A 13,550-nucleotide genomic window follows, 5' to 3' on the forward strand; every position below is an offset into this window, starting at 1 on the left:
TGCAGGCAGGGCTACGATAATCCCATTCACATGCATCCGTCCCCCTCCGGCGCGGCGCCGCCACCACCCGCATCCCCTGCGCAACCGCAGTCGCCACGCGACCTTTTCGTTTCCTTCACCTGGCTGGCGCTGCAGGGATTCGGTGGCGTGCTCGCCATCGTGCAGCGCGAGATGGTCGAGAAGAAGCGCTGGCTCACGCCCGAGCAGTTCCTCGAGGACTGGGCCGTGGCCCAGGTCATGCCGGGGCCGAACGTGATCAACCTCGCGCTGATGATCGGCGACCGCTACTTCGGCCTGCGCGGCGCGGTGGCCGCAGTGGCCGGCATGCTCGCGGTGCCGCTCGTGGTGATCCTGGTGCTGGCCGTGCTCTACGCGCACTATGCGGCCAACCCGCAGGTCGCCGGCGCGTTGCGCGGCATGGGCGCGGTCTCGGGCGGGCTGATCGCCGCCACCGGCATCAAGCTGATTCCGCAGCTGCGCAGGCATCCGCTCGGCTTCGGCGCCTGCCTGGGCTTCGTGGCGGTGGTGTTCGGCGCCATCGCCCTGCTCAAGATTCCGCTCGGCTGGGTGCTTCTGGCGGTGGGCGGCGTGGCATGCGCCTGGACCTGGCGAAAGATCGCCGCATGACGATCGCGATGCAATGGCACGACTGGCTCGCGCTCTTCGGCCAATACCTGCTGCTGTCGCTGCTGTCGATCAGCGGCGCGATCACCACGGTGCCCGACATGCACCGCTACCTCGTCACGCAGCACGGCTGGCTCAACGACGCGCAGTTCAGCTCCTCGGTGGCGATCGCACAGGCGGCGCCGGGGCCCAACGTGCTCTTCGTCGCGCTGATGGGTTGGAACGTCGGGCTCAATGCTGGCGGCGGCATCGGCGCCGGCCCGTTCGCCTGGCTGCTAGGGCTGTTCGGGCTGACGGTCACCATGGTGGGCATCATGCTGCCGAGCACCACGCTGACCTACCTGGCCACGCGCTGGGGCCACCGCAACCGCGAGCGGCGCGGCGTGCGGGCCTTCAAGCAGGGCATGGCGCCGGTGGTGGTGGGCCTGCTGATTGCCACCGGCTGGGTGCTGGCGGCCGGCAACCCGGCCGGCGGCGCGCCCGCGTGGCACCTGTGGCTGCTGACCGCGGTGGCCGCGCTCATCGTCTGGCGCACGCGCGTCCACCTGCTGTGGCTGCTCGGTGCAGGTGCGCTGCTCGGTGCCGTAGGCTTCGTCTGATCTTCATCGCTTTCTGCCTTCTTCTTCAGGACACACCCATGACGCAACTCCGCTCGCTCGGCCGCTCCGGCCTCCTGGTTTCGCCGCTCGCCTTCGGCGGCAACGTGTTCGGCTGGACGGTCGACGAGGCGGCTTCGTTCAAGTTGCTTGATGCCTGGGTCGAGGCCGGCTTCAACCTGGTCGACACCGCCGACGTCTATTCGCGCTGGGTGCCGGGCCACACCGGCGGCGAATCGGAAACCATCATCGGCAAGTGGCTCCGCCAGAGCGGCAAGCGCAGCCGCGTGGTGCTGGCCACCAAGGTCGGCAAGCCGATGGGCGACGGCAAGTCGGGCCTCTCGCCAGCCTATATCCGCGAGGCCGTGGAAGCCTCGCTCCAGCGCCTGCAGACCGACTACATCGACCTGTACCAGGCGCACGACGACGATGCCGCGACGCCGCTCGAAGACACGCTCGGCGCCTTCGACGCGCTCATCAAGGAGGGCAAGGTACGCGCCATCGGCGCCTCGAACTACACGGCACCGCGGCTGGCCGAGGCACTCGACGTGTCGGAGCGGCTCGGCATCGCGCGCTACGAAAGCCTGCAGCCGCTCTACAACCTCTATGACCGCGCGGCGTTCGAGGATGCGCTCGAGCCGCTGTGCGTGCAGCGCGAGATCGGCGTGGTCAATTTCTACGCCCTCGCGGCCGGCTTCCTGACGGGCAAGTACCGCACCGAGGCCGATGCCGCCAAGAGCGCGCGCGGTGCCAGCACCACGCAGAAGTACCTGAATCCGCGCGGCCTTCGCATCCTGGAGGCGCTCGACAAGGTGGCGCAGCAGTACAACGCCAAGCCGGGACAGGTAGCTATCGCCTGGCAGATCGCGCGGCCTTCGATCTCGGCGCCGATCGCGAGCGCGACCTCGATCGCGCAACTGGACGAACTGGTGGTCGCGACGCAGCTCAAGCTCGATGCCGGCACCATCGAGATGCTGGACCGGGCCAGCGCCGAGACCACCGAAGCTCATCAGTAGGCAAGTTCCCACACCGACTGGCGACGACGGCCGGGTCAGGCCGCGGCGCGCATCGGGATACTGCGAGGCATCAAAGCTTTCGGGGAAACAAGCATGTCTTTCGCGCTCTACATGGTCGGCTTTTTGATCTTCCTCGGCGGTATCGCCTGGGGCGCATCGGTCGCCGGCGTGCCAACGCTCTACATCGGCATCGGCGCGCTGATCCTGCTCGGAATCGGCATCTTCAGCGCCGTGGCGCGCACGCGCAGCAAAGACCCGTCCTGACGGGGCTCAGGCGCTGCGTTGCCGCAGCGCCTCGTAGAGGCAAACCCCACTCGCCACCGAGACGTTCAGGCTCTCGACGGCACCGGCCATCGGGATGCTGACCAGCTCGTCGCAGGTCTTGCGCGTGAGCTGGCGCATGCCCTCGCCCTCGGCACCCAGCACCAGCGCGAGCGGCCTTTTGAAATCACTCTGGTAGAGCGTCCCGGGCGCATCGTCGCTCGTGCCGACGCACCAGATGCTGCGTTCCTTGAGCTCGTTGAGCGTGCGCGCGAGATTGGTCACCATGAAATACGGCACGGTCTCGGCCGCGCCGCTCGCGACCTTGGCCACGGTGGCATTGATGCCTGCCGCATGGTCCTTGGGTGCAATGACCGCATGCGCGCCCGCGCCGTCGGCCACGCGCAGGCAGGCGCCGAGGTTGTGCGGATCTGTCACGCCGTCGAGCACCAGCAGCAGCGGCACGGTACCGGCCTCTTCGAGCCCTTCGAGCAGCTCGTCGAGAGAGCGGACCTGCGCCACGGGGTCGACCCGCGCCACCACGCCCTGGTGGCCATGGCTGCCGCTGAGCTTGGCGAGCCGCAGGCCGTCGGCCTCGACGAGCCGCACGCCGGCCTCCTGGGCGCGCGCGATGAACTGCTTCATGCGCGCATCGCGCCGGCTGGCGTCGAACATCACTTCGAGCACCGATTTCGGCGCGGTCTTGATGCGCACGCCCACGGCATGGAAGCCGAAGATCACTTTGGGAGAAGACATGCCCCAATTATCCCTGCCGCCCGGCGACCCCGCGCGCGTGCCTCAGGCAATCGGCAGGCCGCTGTCGGCGCGCGTGAGCGCATCGTGCAGCTGCTGCACCGCGAGTGCGCGCGGATGCGCCTGCGCAACGCTGCCCACGCTCTCGATGTACGCGCAGGCCGCATAGCGTTCGGCCACCTGCTCGTAGCGTGCGACCCAGGCGTCGCGCAGTGCGCGCTTGTCCGGCGCCACGGGCCAGACGCCCGGCTGCGGGCGCATGTGCTCGCCGATGCCGATGCGCCACGGCTTCGCGGTCAGCCGGGCGCGAAAGCAGTTCTGATTGCGGCACATGCGCGCATAGACCTTGTCGGCACCCAGTGTCTGGAAGACGTCGGTGACCGCATGGTCCGACGGCGCAAAGACGTCGTGCATGGCGAGCGCCCGCAGCCCCGACGGCGTGCGGTAGAGCCGCAGGTGCCATTGCGGATGCTGGTGGATGAAGCGATCGATGCGCGCCCGCGCCGCAGCGAGCGGATCGCCTTCATCGCCCTTCGGCTCGCTGGCGCGCAGGCCCTCGGCGCGCAGGCGCCAGAAGCCGATCGCGGCGATCGCCATACCCGCTGCCGCCGCAGCGATCCACGAGCCCGACGCGAAGCCTGTGACCAGCACGCCGATCAGCGCCGCGCCGATCACTGTGAACCCGCGCGCGCCGCCCGGCTGCGGCGCCTCGAAATCGACGTCGACGAACAGCACGTCGGGCGTGTTGAGGCAGCGCGCGCCATAGCCGTTGCGCGTGACGATGTCCTCGCCATGGCGTTCGAGGATCTGCTCGCGAATCGGCATGCCGTTGGCACCGTTGTAGGCGCGCTTGCGTTCGCGGCGCTCGAGCGTCTCGCCAGCGGCGATGCGCTCGAAGGCCTCGCGCGTGCGTGCGTCGGCATGGGCCTGCGCAGCCAGCGGGCTGTCGTCGGACCAGCCGAAGCGGCGCACGGTGAGCTGCTTGCCGTCGACGATCTGCTGGATGCGGCCTTCGGCCCAGAACTGCGGAACGATCATCGCGACCCGTTCACGGCTTCTTCAGGCGCCCGCGAAGAGAAAGCCCACGGCCAGCACCGCAAGCGCGATGACGATCACCAGCCAGACCTTGCCGCCACCCGAAGCAACGCGCCCCGGTTCGGCCATCGGATCGAAGGCGCCGCCGGGCGCACCCGCACCGCCCCGCTGTCCCTTCAGATGGCCTTCGATGAGCTTCAGCGTCTCGGCCAGACCGAGACCGGTGGCCTCGCGCACGATCTTCACCGCATCGACCTTGCGGCCTTGGGCCAGGGCCGCAGCGGCTGCGGCCGGAACGACCGGCGGGCCGCCGCCCATGGGCCCGCTGAATCCGCCGGCCGGCGCCTGCGAATCGGCAGGCATGTGGCCGGCATGACGCTCGACGAGGTCCTTGGACTCCTTGAGGCCCAGGCCCGTGCGGTCGCGCACGACCTTGATCGCCTCGATGATGTTGCCGCGCTCCAGCGCAAGCCGCGCTTCGGGGGGAAGTTCGTCCGTCATGGAAATCTCCTCTTGTCGTTGTCGTTGTGGTTGTCGTCGTGCGCGCGGCCACCCTGCACCGCGCCGCGGGGGCTCATCAGAGCCTGCCGGCGTCGGCGGTCTTTTCGTTGTGGCTCACGCGGCCGGCCTCGATGGTGATGCGGCGCTCGCACTGGGCCGCGATGCCGCGGTCGTGGGTGACGAGCACCAGCGTTGTGCCGAGCTCGCGGTTGAGGTCGAACATCAGGCGCATGACCTGCTCGCCGGTCGCGAAGTCGAGGCTGCCGGTGGGCTCGTCGGCCAGCAGCAGCGCCGGCTGCACGACGAAGGCCCGGGCCAGTGCGACGCGCTGCTGCTCGCCGCCCGACAGCACCTTCGGATAGTGGCCGAGGCGCTGGCCGAGGCCGACGCGGCCGAGCATTTCGGTGGCCGCCTTGCGTGCATCCTTGCGGTCGGCCAGCTCGAGCGGCAGCATGACGTTTTCGAGTGCGCTCAGGTTGCCGAGCAGCTGGAAGCTCTGAAACACGAAGCCCACGCGCTGGGCGCGCAGCGCGGCGCGCTCGTCCTCGTCGATGGCGAAGATGTCGTCGCCCGCGAGCCGGACCGTGCCGCGGGTCGGTGTGTCGAGCCCGGCGATGATCGACAGCAGCGTGCTCTTGCCGGAACCCGACGCGCCCACGATGGCGGCGGTCTCCCGCACGCCCAGGGTGAAATCGATGTCCTGCAGAATATCCAGCGTGCCGGTCGAATCCGTGACGGACTTGAACACATGCTCGACGGCGACAATGGCATCAGACGGGGGTTGGGACATGGAAAGGCTTTTCGTTTTGAATCGACGTGACTTTATCTTGACCGCCGGCGCCGTCGGCAGCGCAGGGACTTGGACCGTGGCGCAGGCCCAGCCCGCGCGCACCGCAGCCGCTCGCAAGCCGGTGATCCTGGTGCTCGGCGATTCGCTCTCCGCCGAGTACGGCCTCAAGCGCGGCGAGGGCTGGGTGCCCCTGCTCGAGAAGCGGCTGGCCGAACAGAAGATCGCCGCCACGGTGGTCAATGCGAGCATCAGCGGCGACACCACCTCGGGCGGGCGCGCCCGCTTCGCGCCGCTGCTGGCGCAGCACAAGCCGACGCATGTGGTGCTCGAGCTCGGCGCCAACGATGCGCTGCGCGGCCTGCCGCTGCAAAGCACCGAAGACAACCTGCTGCACATCACCAAGGCCGCGCAGGCGGCCGGCGCCAAGGTGCTGATCGTCGGCATCCAGGTGCCGCCGAACTACGGCGGCGACTACACGCGCCGCTTCGAGGCGGTGTTCGGCAAGGTGGCCAGCGCGACCCAGTCGCCGCTGGTGCCCTTCCTGCTCAAGGGCGTGGCCGATGCCCCCGACGCGCTCGCGCTGTTCCAGGCCGACCGCATCCACCCCAACGCCACGGCGCAGCCGCAACTGCTCGACAACGTCTGGCCCGAACTGCGCAAGCTGCTGCTCGCATCGAAGTAGCCCGGCCCGGCGGACGCGGCGCAGCCCAAAAAAAACCGCCGCGGGCACGGGCCAGCGGCGGCTTTTAGGGCGGGGGTGACGCAACGGGTCAGCCGTTCTTGGTGGGCAGCTCGGGGATCGTGGGAGGATCGCGTTCGAGCGAGGCCACGTCGGTCTCCGGATCGCCGGGTGCCAGCCCTTCACTGCTGGGAGAGAGCTTGCGATTCGCCTTTTCGCGGAGCTTCTCTTCCTTCTTTTTCTTCTTGGCCAGCTCTTTCTGGCGCTTTTCGTAGCCGTAATTTGGTGTTGCCACTGCATCTCCTTGAGGCGAAGGCAGTCAAAGTGACTGCGCGTGGCCTACTGTAAGCGATATCGCGGCCGACTCAAGACACCCGGCGGGCCGGTGTTTCGAACTCGAACACACCTTGCAAAGCCGGCTGGAGCCCGCGCCAGCCTACATCTTCGCCAGCGCCTGCGCCAGGTCGGCGCGCAGGTCCTCGACGTCCTCTAGCCCGACCGAGAAGCGCACGAGCGTGCCCTTGTACGGCCAGCGTGCCACGCTGGCGTCGCGCATCAGGCCGATGTCGTACGGCACCACGAGGCTGATCGGCCCGCCCCACGAATAGCCGAGCCTGAACAGCGTCAGGCTGTCGCAGAAACGGTCGACCTGCTCGTTGCTGAAGCGTGCGTCGAACACGACGGAGAACAGTCCGGCGGCGAGGTCGGAAGCGCCGCACAGCGCACGCCAGTTCGCATGGCCCGGCGATCCTTCGAGCGCCGGATGCAGCACCTGGGCGATCTCCGCGCGGTCGGCCAGCCAGCGTGCCAGCTCGCGCGCGGCGCGGTCGTGCGCGGCGTAGCGCAGGCCCACGCTCGGCAGCGAGCGCAGCAGCGTCTCGACGTCGCCCACGCCCACGCCGAAGCCCAGGCGCATGTGCGTGAGCTTGAGCGCGCGGTGCAGCCGCTCGTCGCGCGTGGTCACGCTGCCCATGAGCACGTCGCCGCCGCCGCTCGGGTACTTGGTGAGCGCATGCACCGAGATGTCCACGCCCTGCCCGCTGCCGCCGAGATCGAAGGGCGCAAAGGCCAGGCCCGCGCCCCAGGTGTTGTCGAGCGCCGTGAGCACGCCACGCGCGCGGCAGGCCCCCACGAGCGCCGGCAGGTCGGGGAACTCCATCGTCACCGAGCCCGCCGCCTCGACCCAGACGAGCCGGGTGCGGTCGGAAATCTTGGCCGCCAGGTCGGCCGGGTTCATTGCGTCGTAGAGGCGATGCGTGATGCCGAAGTTCGCGAGTTCGCCGGTGGCCAGCGCCTTGTTGGGACCATAGGCGTTGTCGGGGATCAGCACCTCGTCGCCGCTCTTGAGGAACGCGAAGGCCACCAGCGAGATGGCCGCGAGGCCGCTCGGGACCAGCAGGGTTTCGGTGCCGCCCTCGAGCGTCGCGAGCCGCTCCTCGAGCGTGAAGGTGGTCGGCGTGCCATGCAGGCCATAGGTGTAGCCAGCCTTGGTCTTCCAGTCGCGGGCCCGCATCGCAGCGACGTCGGCGAAAAACACGGTCGAGGCCTTGTAGATGCCGGGCTGCGGCGCGGCAAAGCTGGCGGGCGGCGCGTAGGGATGGTGGATCAGGGTCGTGGAGGGCTTGCTCATGGCCCCGATGCTAGCGCGGCATTCCGCCGCACAATGCGCCGATGGGCAACAGCGTGTTTTCGATCGAACCCGCGGCATCGCGCATGCTGACGGCACGCCCCTCGCCAGGCCTGCAACATTGCGTGCGGCTGATGTGGGCCTCGGCTCCCGCCGCCGTGGCCGAGCAGCCGGGCGCACGCGAGCACGTGCTGCCGACCGGGGGCATGCACCTGGTGTTCCGTCTCGACGGCCCTCCGCTGCGCCTGTTCCGCAACGAGGCGGATGCGCACGGCTACACCGTCGGCTACGCCATGGTGGGCGGGGCCCGTTCCGCTTTTTTCGTGCGCGACGTGTCCGTCGAGACCCGCTCGGTCGGCGTGATGCTTCAACCGGGTGCCGCCCGGGCACTGCTCGGCGTCCCCGAGGACGCGCTCGCCGAATGCCACACGCCGCTCGACGCGCTCTGGGGCTCAGACGCCAGTTTCGCACTCGAGCAACTGCACGGCGCCGATTCGCTGGCGCGCCAGCTTGCCATCCTCGATGCCCTGCTGCGTGCGCGCCTGTCCGCTTCTGCCCTGCCAGGCCTGCACCCGGCGGTAGCTTATGCACTGGCCGGCCTGTCCGGCACGCAACCGCGCGCCATCCGCGACCTGGTGCAGCAAAGCGGCTACAGCCATCGACGCTTCATCGCGCTGTTTCGCGGCATGGCAGGCATGGCACCCAAGCAGTACGCGCGGATGCTGCGCTTCAATCGGGTCATCGATCGGTTCGCGCAGGACCCTGCCCAGCCATGGGTGGCGCTGGCACTGGATGCCGGATACAGCGATCAGTCGCATTTCAGCCGAGAATTTCTCGCGACCGCCGGCATCGGGCCAGAGGCATACCGGCGCGCGGCGCCGGTGTCGTCGCGGCATGTGCGAATCTGAGCGCCTGCAGGGCAGGTCAATTTCGTTCAAGACGGCGCATGCGGCAGCGGCCAGAATCGTCGATCCCATCACCCGAACGGAACATGCCATGGCGATCCACGAACTCTTTCCGTACCTCTGTGTCGACAATGCCGCAGCGGCCATCGACTTCTATTGCGAGGCCTTCGAAGTCAAGGAGATCTTCCGGCTCACAGAACCCAGCGGCCGCATCGGCCATGCCGAACTCGACTTCCACAATGGCGCGATCCTGATGATCTCGGACGAGTTCGCCGAATACAACATCCGCAGCGCGAAGACGCTGGGCGGCAGCGCCGTGACGCTGCACCTGCACGTGGACGACGCCGATGCCGTTGTGGCGCGCGCGGTCGCGGCCGGCGCCACGCTCGACATGGCGCCGCAGGATCAGTTCTATGGCGAGCGCTCGGGCGTGTTTCGCGACCCCTTCGGCCATCGCTGGAACGTGGGCCACAGCATCGAGAAGCTCACGCCCGAAGAGATGCAGCGGCGCTACACCGCCATGTTCTAGAGAACGCTCAGACCGACCACTTCTCGAGCAGCTTCTCGGGGCCGAGCGAGTCGTAGCCTTCGAAAGGCTGATGAATCCAGGGGTTGGTCGCGAGGTACTCGACCGAGTAGTCGGGCGTGAAGGTCGACAAGGCCTTGGTCCAGAGCACCGCGCTGCGCAGTTCGGTGATCGGCTTGTAGTTGTTGCGCAGCATGTCCATCACCGCATGCAGCGTGTGGCCCGAGTCGGCCAGGTCGTCGACCAGCAGCACCCGTCCCGCGATCTCGCCCTTGGGCGTGGTGATGAAGCGGGCGATGTCGAGGTGGCCCTGCACCGTGCCGGCGTCGGCGCGGTAGGAGCTCGTTGACATGATGGCCAGCGGCTTGTCGAAGATGCGCGACAGCACGTCGCCCGGGCGCATGCCCCCGCGCGCGAGACAGAGGATGGTGTCGAACTCCCAGCCCGACTGGTGCACCTTGATCGCGAGCTTCTCGATCAGGTTGTGGTACTCGTCGTAGCTGACGTAGAGATGCTTGCCGTCTTCGGTCAACATGATTCTTGGGTTCCTCTTCAGTCGGCCAGGTAGGGGTGACGCATCATGATGGTGTGGTCGCGATCCGGGCTGGTCGAAACCATGTGGATCGGCACGCCGGTGATCTGCTCGATGCGCTGCAGGTAGAGCCGCGCATTGACCGGCAGCTTGTCGAACTGCGTGACGCCCACGGTGCTTTCGCTCCAGCCTTCGAGCGTCTCGTAGATCGGCGTGCAGCGCTCGATCTCGTCCGCGCCCATCGGCAGGATGTCGGTCTTCTCGCCGTCGAGTTCGTAGCCGGTGCACAGCTCGAGCTTCTCGAGTCCGTCGAGCACGTCGAGCTTGGTGATGCAAAGGCCCGACAGGCCGTTGACCTGGGCCGAGCGCTTGAGCAGCGCGGCATCGAACCAGCCGCAACGGCGGCTGCGGCCCGTGGTCACCCCCTTCTCGGCGCCCACGGTGCTCATGTGGTAGCCCGGCGTGCCCGGCGTGGCCCAGTCGAGTTCGGTCGGGAACGGACCGCCGCCAACGCGCGTGCAATAGGCCTTCGTGATGCCGAGGATGTAGTGCAGCATGCCCGGGCCGACGCCCGAACCCGCGGCCGCGTTGCCCGCGACGCAGTTGCTCGACGTGACGTACGGGTAGGTGCCGTGGTCCACGTCGAGCAGCGTGCCCTGCGCACCTTCGAACAGCAGGTTGGCGCCGGCCTTGTTCGCGTCGTTCAGCTCGCGGGAGACGTCGGCCATCATCGGCTTGAGCAGCACCGCGTGGCGCATCGCCTCGTCGAACACCTCGTCGAAGTCGACCGCGGGTGCGCCCAGCACCTGCGTCAGCACGTGGTTGTGCAAGTCGAGCAGCACGCGCAGCTTGGTGGCGAAGCGCTCGGGATGCTTCAGGTCCTGCACGCGCAGCGCGCGGCGTGCGATCTTGTCCTCGTAGGCCGGGCCGATGCCGCGGCCGGTGGTGCCGATCTTCTCGACGCCACCCTTTTCGCGGTAGGTCTCGCGTGCGATGTCGAGCGCGGCATGGAACGGCAGGATCAGCGGGCAGGCCTCGCTGATGCGCAGGCGCGAACGCACCTCGACGCCGACCTTCTCGAGCCCTTCGATCTCCTCGAACAGCTTGGCGGCAGAAAGCACCACGCCGTTGCCGATGTAGCACTTGACGCCCGGACGCATGATGCCGCTCGGGATCAGGTGCAGCGCCGTCTTCACGCCGTTGATGACCAGCGTGTGGCCCGCGTTGTGGCCGCCCTGGAAGCGGACCACGCCCTGGGCGCTTTCCGTCAGCCAGTCGACCAGCTTGCCCTTGCCCTCGTCGCCCCATTGGGTGCCGACGACGACGACGTTTCTTCCGGTGGTTACGCTCATGCTCGTTCCATTACTTCAAAGATTCAGATGGCCAGTACCCGCCACTGCCCCGCTTGCTCGACGAGCTCGCGGTCGCAATGGAATTCATCGATTTCGCTGCTGTGGCCCGGCAGCACGCAGACCACGACCTCGCCGGCGCGGCGCAGGCCGGCGATGGCCTCGTGCAGGCCGGCCGCGTCGCTCCAGGGCGCACGGATCGCGGCGCGCAGCGGCCGTGCCGGCAGCACACCGACCAGCTCGCGCACGTCGAGGCTGAAGCCCACGGCCGGACGGTTGCGGCCGAACACGGCGCCGACCTCGTCGTAGCGCCCGCCACGCACCAGCGCATCGGCTGCGCCGGGCGCGTAGATGCCGAAGCGCATGCCGCTGTAGTACGCATAGCCGCGCAGGTCGGCCAGGTCGAAACTGATCTGCCGGCCGGTATGGCCGTTCAGGCTGGCGGCCAGCTGCCGCAGCCCGGCCAGCGCTGCATCGACCGCGGGGATGGCCTTGAGCGCCTTTGCGGCCTCGTCGAGCACGGCGGCGTCGCCGTACAGCTGGACCAGCGCGCGCAGTCCGTCGCGGGAGGCGGCCGGGAAATCGCGCGTGAGCGCATGCAGCTCGCTCGCGTCCTTGGCGACCAGCGCCGCATGCACGCGCGCCAGCGCAGCGCCATCGGCAGGCACGCCCGCGAACAGCGCGCGCACGATGCGTGCATCGGCCAGGTCGACGATGAGGCCGTCGTCCAGGCCCGAAGCCTGCAGGCAGTCGAGCGCCAGCAGCAGGATCTCGGTGTCGGCCTCGAGGGCGGCATGGCCGTAGATCTCGGCACCGAACTGCAGCGGCTCGCGCGTGGCATGCGGACGATCGGGCCGCGTGTGCAGGACCGGTCCGCAGTAGCACAGTCGCGCCACGCCTTCGCGATTGAGCAGGTGGGCATCGATGCGCGCCACCTGGGGCGTGGTGTCGGCCCGAAGGCCCATGCTGCGGCCCGACAACTGGTCGACGAGCTTGAAGGTCTGGAGATCGAGCGCCTCGCCGGTGCCCGACAGCAGCGACTCGAGGTGCTCGAGCAGCGGCGGCATCACCAGCTCGTAGCCATAGCCACGGGCGGTATCGAGCAGCTGGCGTCGAAGTTCTTCGATGTGGCGCGCCTCGGAGGGCAGCACATCGGCAATGTGATCCGGGAGGACCCAGGCGGACATGAGGATCGGGGGCGTGGTTAAACCGGGATTCTACCGGGGCGGCGCCGGGGCCCGGCCACAAGCCCTAGAAAATCAGGAGCAGAACGAGTCCGAGCAGGATGCTGCAGAGACCGAAGAAGCGCAGCTGGCCGTCGCGCAACTGCATGAGCTGTCCGAAGCCGCGGCGCCAACCGCCCGGTGAAACGAGGGGCAGGATGCCCTCGATCACCAGCACCAGCGCCAGCGCGCTCCAGAACGTCTCGGCGCTCACGACCCGGGACGCCGGATCAGCGGCGCGGCGCGTTGCCTGCCGGCGTGCCGGCGCTCTGCATGGCGCGGAAGAAGTCGGACGACGGGTCGACCACCATCACGTCGCTCTTCTTGTTGAAGCTCTGCTTGTAGGCCTCGAGGCTGCGGTAGAACTGCGCGAACTGCGGATCGCGGCCGAACGCATCGCTGTAGATCGCGGCCGCCTGCGCATCGCCCTCACCCTTGATCTTCTGCGCGTCGCGGTAGGCATTGGCCACGGTGACTTCGCGCTGGCGATCGGCGTCGGCGCGGATCTTTTCGCCCTCTGCGTAGCCGGTCGAGCGCAACTCGTTGGCCACGCGCTTGCGCTCGGCCTCCATGCGGCGGTAGACCGACTCGGTGATGGCCTCGACATAGTCGACGCGCGTTATGCGCACGTCCACCACGTCCACGCCCCAGGGCTTGGCGCCCTTCACCACGGCCAGCACCTCGCGCTGCACGTCGGTCATGAGTTCTTCGCGGCGCGACGAAATCAGGTCGCGCACGGTGCGCTTGTTGATGTTTTCCTGGAAGGCATTGCGCACCACGCGGTTGAGTTGCATCGCGCCCGCGTTTTCGTCGAGCCCCACATTGCGGATGTAGGCCTGCGGGTCGGTGATGCGCCAGCGCACGTACCAATCGATCACCACGCGCTGCTTCTCGGCCGTGAGCATCGGCTCGGTCTCGAGGCTCGAGAGCGTGAGCAGGCGCTTGTCGATGTAAGACACGTTCTGGAACGGCGGCGGCATCTTGAAGTTGAGGCCGGGCTCGGTGATGACCTGCTTGATCTCGCCGAGCGCGTACACCACGCCGAATTGCCGCTGGTCGACCACGAAGAGCGTGGAGCTCAGCAGCAACAGCAGCACGAGGAACGACGAGGCGATGAATCCGATTCTGTTCAT

At 68.3% G+C, this 13,550-nt stretch carries 18 protein-coding genes; 7 read left to right on the forward strand and 11 right to left on the reverse strand.

From position 1 onward, the window contains the following. The first annotated feature begins 30 nt into the window (after window positions 1–30). From AC3A6G_RS12095 to AC3A6G_RS12110, 4 genes are all read left to right on the forward strand, one after another. Window positions 31–627, forward strand: a complete 597-nt coding sequence (locus AC3A6G_RS12095; protein WP_487858840.1) for a chromate transporter — start codon at window positions 31–33, stop codon at window positions 625–627. Beyond that, entirely contained in the window at window positions 624–1,223 is a 600-nt protein-coding gene (locus AC3A6G_RS12100) for a chromate transporter (protein WP_487873697.1), read from the forward strand. Before AC3A6G_RS12095 ends, AC3A6G_RS12100 begins: the two co-directional genes overlap by 4 nt. A 38-nt stretch (window positions 1,224–1,261) precedes the next feature. Continuing rightward, a complete protein-coding gene (locus AC3A6G_RS12105; RefSeq protein ID WP_487873698.1) occupies window positions 1,262–2,236 on the forward strand; it encodes an aldo/keto reductase in 975 nt (324 codons plus the stop codon). 93 nt (window positions 2,237–2,329) lie between these two features. Beyond that, entirely contained in the window at window positions 2,330–2,500 is a 171-nt protein-coding gene (locus tag AC3A6G_RS12110) for a hypothetical protein (RefSeq protein WP_487858837.1), read from the forward strand. A gap of 6 nt (window positions 2,501–2,506) precedes the next feature. Here the strand turns inward: AC3A6G_RS12110 and rlmB are convergent, their stop codons facing one another. The 4 genes from rlmB to AC3A6G_RS12130 all read right to left on the reverse strand — a co-directional run bounded on the left by rlmB (window position 2,507) and on the right by AC3A6G_RS12130 (window position 5,576). After that, window positions 2,507–3,253 carry a 23S rRNA (guanosine(2251)-2'-O)-methyltransferase RlmB gene (rlmB, locus tag AC3A6G_RS12115; RefSeq protein ID WP_487858836.1) on the reverse strand — a complete coding sequence of 249 codons (747 nt, stop codon included), beginning with the start codon at window positions 3,251–3,253 and terminating at the stop codon, window positions 2,507–2,509. Between the two features lie 42 nt (window positions 3,254–3,295). After that, the gene (locus AC3A6G_RS12120; protein ID WP_487873699.1) at window positions 3,296–4,288 is read right to left on the reverse strand and encodes a hypothetical protein; all 993 of its coding nucleotides are present in this window, start codon (window positions 4,286–4,288) and stop codon (window positions 3,296–3,298) included. Window positions 4,289–4,309: 21 nt separating this feature from the next. Beyond that, window positions 4,310–4,786, reverse strand: a complete 477-nt coding sequence (locus AC3A6G_RS12125) for a ribosomal protein L7/L12 (protein WP_487873700.1) — start codon at window positions 4,784–4,786, stop codon at window positions 4,310–4,312. A 76-nt stretch (window positions 4,787–4,862) separates the two neighbouring features. Then, window positions 4,863–5,576, reverse strand: a complete 714-nt coding sequence (locus AC3A6G_RS12130; protein ID WP_487858833.1) for an ABC transporter ATP-binding protein — start codon at window positions 5,574–5,576, stop codon at window positions 4,863–4,865. Between AC3A6G_RS12130 and AC3A6G_RS12135 the strand changes: the two genes are divergently transcribed. Next, window positions 5,575–6,258 carry an arylesterase gene (locus AC3A6G_RS12135; protein WP_487873701.1) on the forward strand — a complete coding sequence of 228 codons (684 nt, stop codon included), beginning with the start codon at window positions 5,575–5,577 and terminating at the stop codon, window positions 6,256–6,258. The two genes, AC3A6G_RS12130 and AC3A6G_RS12135, sit on opposite strands and share 2 nt — an antisense overlap. A gap of 88 nt (window positions 6,259–6,346) precedes the next feature. On the opposite strand, the gene AC3A6G_RS12140 is transcribed toward AC3A6G_RS12135, so the two are convergent. Together AC3A6G_RS12140 and AC3A6G_RS12145 are read right to left on the reverse strand one after the other, a co-directional pair. Beyond that, window positions 6,347–6,550: a hypothetical protein gene (locus AC3A6G_RS12140; protein WP_487858831.1), complete on the reverse strand. Its 204-nt coding sequence runs from the start codon at window positions 6,548–6,550 to the stop codon at window positions 6,347–6,349. A gap of 141 nt (window positions 6,551–6,691) precedes the next feature. Then, entirely contained in the window at window positions 6,692–7,885 is a 1,194-nt protein-coding gene (locus tag AC3A6G_RS12145; RefSeq protein WP_487873702.1) for a PLP-dependent transferase, read from the reverse strand. A 41-nt stretch (window positions 7,886–7,926) separates the two neighbouring features. Here AC3A6G_RS12145 and AC3A6G_RS12150 point away from each other — a divergent pair, with 41 nt between their 5' ends. Together AC3A6G_RS12150 and AC3A6G_RS12155 are read left to right on the forward strand one after the other, a co-directional pair. Beyond that, window positions 7,927–8,790, forward strand: a complete 864-nt coding sequence (locus tag AC3A6G_RS12150) for a helix-turn-helix domain-containing protein (protein WP_487873703.1) — start codon at window positions 7,927–7,929, stop codon at window positions 8,788–8,790. An 88-nt stretch (window positions 8,791–8,878) separates the two neighbouring features. Beyond that, window positions 8,879–9,316 carry a VOC family protein gene (locus AC3A6G_RS12155; RefSeq protein WP_487858828.1) on the forward strand — a complete coding sequence of 146 codons (438 nt, stop codon included), beginning with the start codon at window positions 8,879–8,881 and terminating at the stop codon, window positions 9,314–9,316. 7 nt (window positions 9,317–9,323) lie between these two features. Here the strand turns inward: AC3A6G_RS12155 and AC3A6G_RS12160 are convergent, their stop codons facing one another. The 5 genes from AC3A6G_RS12160 to hflC all read right to left on the reverse strand — a co-directional run bounded on the left by AC3A6G_RS12160 (window position 9,324) and on the right by hflC (window position 13,550). Next, window positions 9,324–9,848, reverse strand: a complete 525-nt coding sequence (locus tag AC3A6G_RS12160) for a phosphoribosyltransferase (protein WP_487858827.1) — start codon at window positions 9,846–9,848, stop codon at window positions 9,324–9,326. 17 nt (window positions 9,849–9,865) lie between these two features. Next, window positions 9,866–11,197: an adenylosuccinate synthase gene (locus AC3A6G_RS12165; RefSeq protein WP_487858826.1), complete on the reverse strand. Its 1,332-nt coding sequence runs from the start codon at window positions 11,195–11,197 to the stop codon at window positions 9,866–9,868. A gap of 23 nt (window positions 11,198–11,220) precedes the next feature. Further along, entirely contained in the window at window positions 11,221–12,381 is a 1,161-nt protein-coding gene (locus AC3A6G_RS12170; protein WP_487873704.1) for an ATP phosphoribosyltransferase regulatory subunit, read from the reverse strand. A gap of 64 nt (window positions 12,382–12,445) precedes the next feature. Beyond that, window positions 12,446–12,631 carry a DUF2065 domain-containing protein gene (locus AC3A6G_RS12175; RefSeq protein ID WP_487863735.1) on the reverse strand — a complete coding sequence of 62 codons (186 nt, stop codon included), beginning with the start codon at window positions 12,629–12,631 and terminating at the stop codon, window positions 12,446–12,448. 16 nt (window positions 12,632–12,647) lie between these two features. Beyond that, entirely contained in the window at window positions 12,648–13,550 is a 903-nt protein-coding gene (gene hflC / locus AC3A6G_RS12180; RefSeq protein ID WP_487858823.1) for a protease modulator HflC, read from the reverse strand.

The sequence above is a fragment of the Variovorax sp. Soil_C_26 genome, assembly GCF_057657075.1.

Excerpts from the sequence above, each read along its gene's own strand:
- AC3A6G_RS12165 (WP_487858826.1), bottom strand. The coding sequence starts at position 11,197 with ATGAGCGTAACCACCGGAAGAAACGTCGTCGTCGTCGGCACCCAATGG.
- AC3A6G_RS12145 (WP_487873702.1), bottom strand. The coding sequence starts at position 7,885 with ATGAGCAAGCCCTCCACGACCCTGATCCACCATCCCTACGCGCCGCCC.
- hflC (WP_487858823.1), bottom strand. The coding sequence starts at position 13,550 with ATGAACAGAATCGGATTCATCGCCTCGTCGTTCCTCGTGCTGCTGTTG.
- AC3A6G_RS12135 (WP_487873701.1), top strand. The coding sequence starts at position 5,575 with ATGGAAAGGCTTTTCGTTTTGAATCGACGTGACTTTATCTTGACCGCC.
- AC3A6G_RS12110 (WP_487858837.1), top strand. The coding sequence starts at position 2,330 with ATGTCTTTCGCGCTCTACATGGTCGGCTTTTTGATCTTCCTCGGCGGT.
- AC3A6G_RS12095 (WP_487858840.1), top strand. The coding sequence starts at position 31 with ATGCATCCGTCCCCCTCCGGCGCGGCGCCGCCACCACCCGCATCCCCT.
- AC3A6G_RS12150 (WP_487873703.1), top strand. The coding sequence starts at position 7,927 with ATGGGCAACAGCGTGTTTTCGATCGAACCCGCGGCATCGCGCATGCTG.
- AC3A6G_RS12160 (WP_487858827.1), bottom strand. The coding sequence starts at position 9,848 with ATGTTGACCGAAGACGGCAAGCATCTCTACGTCAGCTACGACGAGTAC.
- AC3A6G_RS12105 (WP_487873698.1), top strand. The coding sequence starts at position 1,262 with ATGACGCAACTCCGCTCGCTCGGCCGCTCCGGCCTCCTGGTTTCGCCG.
- rlmB (WP_487858836.1), bottom strand. The coding sequence starts at position 3,253 with ATGTCTTCTCCCAAAGTGATCTTCGGCTTCCATGCCGTGGGCGTGCGC.
- AC3A6G_RS12120 (WP_487873699.1), bottom strand. The coding sequence starts at position 4,288 with ATGATCGTTCCGCAGTTCTGGGCCGAAGGCCGCATCCAGCAGATCGTC.
- AC3A6G_RS12125 (WP_487873700.1), bottom strand. The coding sequence starts at position 4,786 with ATGACGGACGAACTTCCCCCCGAAGCGCGGCTTGCGCTGGAGCGCGGC.
- AC3A6G_RS12170 (WP_487873704.1), bottom strand. The coding sequence starts at position 12,381 with ATGTCCGCCTGGGTCCTCCCGGATCACATTGCCGATGTGCTGCCCTCC.
- AC3A6G_RS12100 (WP_487873697.1), top strand. The coding sequence starts at position 624 with ATGACGATCGCGATGCAATGGCACGACTGGCTCGCGCTCTTCGGCCAA.
- AC3A6G_RS12130 (WP_487858833.1), bottom strand. The coding sequence starts at position 5,576 with ATGTCCCAACCCCCGTCTGATGCCATTGTCGCCGTCGAGCATGTGTTC.
- AC3A6G_RS12155 (WP_487858828.1), top strand. The coding sequence starts at position 8,879 with ATGGCGATCCACGAACTCTTTCCGTACCTCTGTGTCGACAATGCCGCA.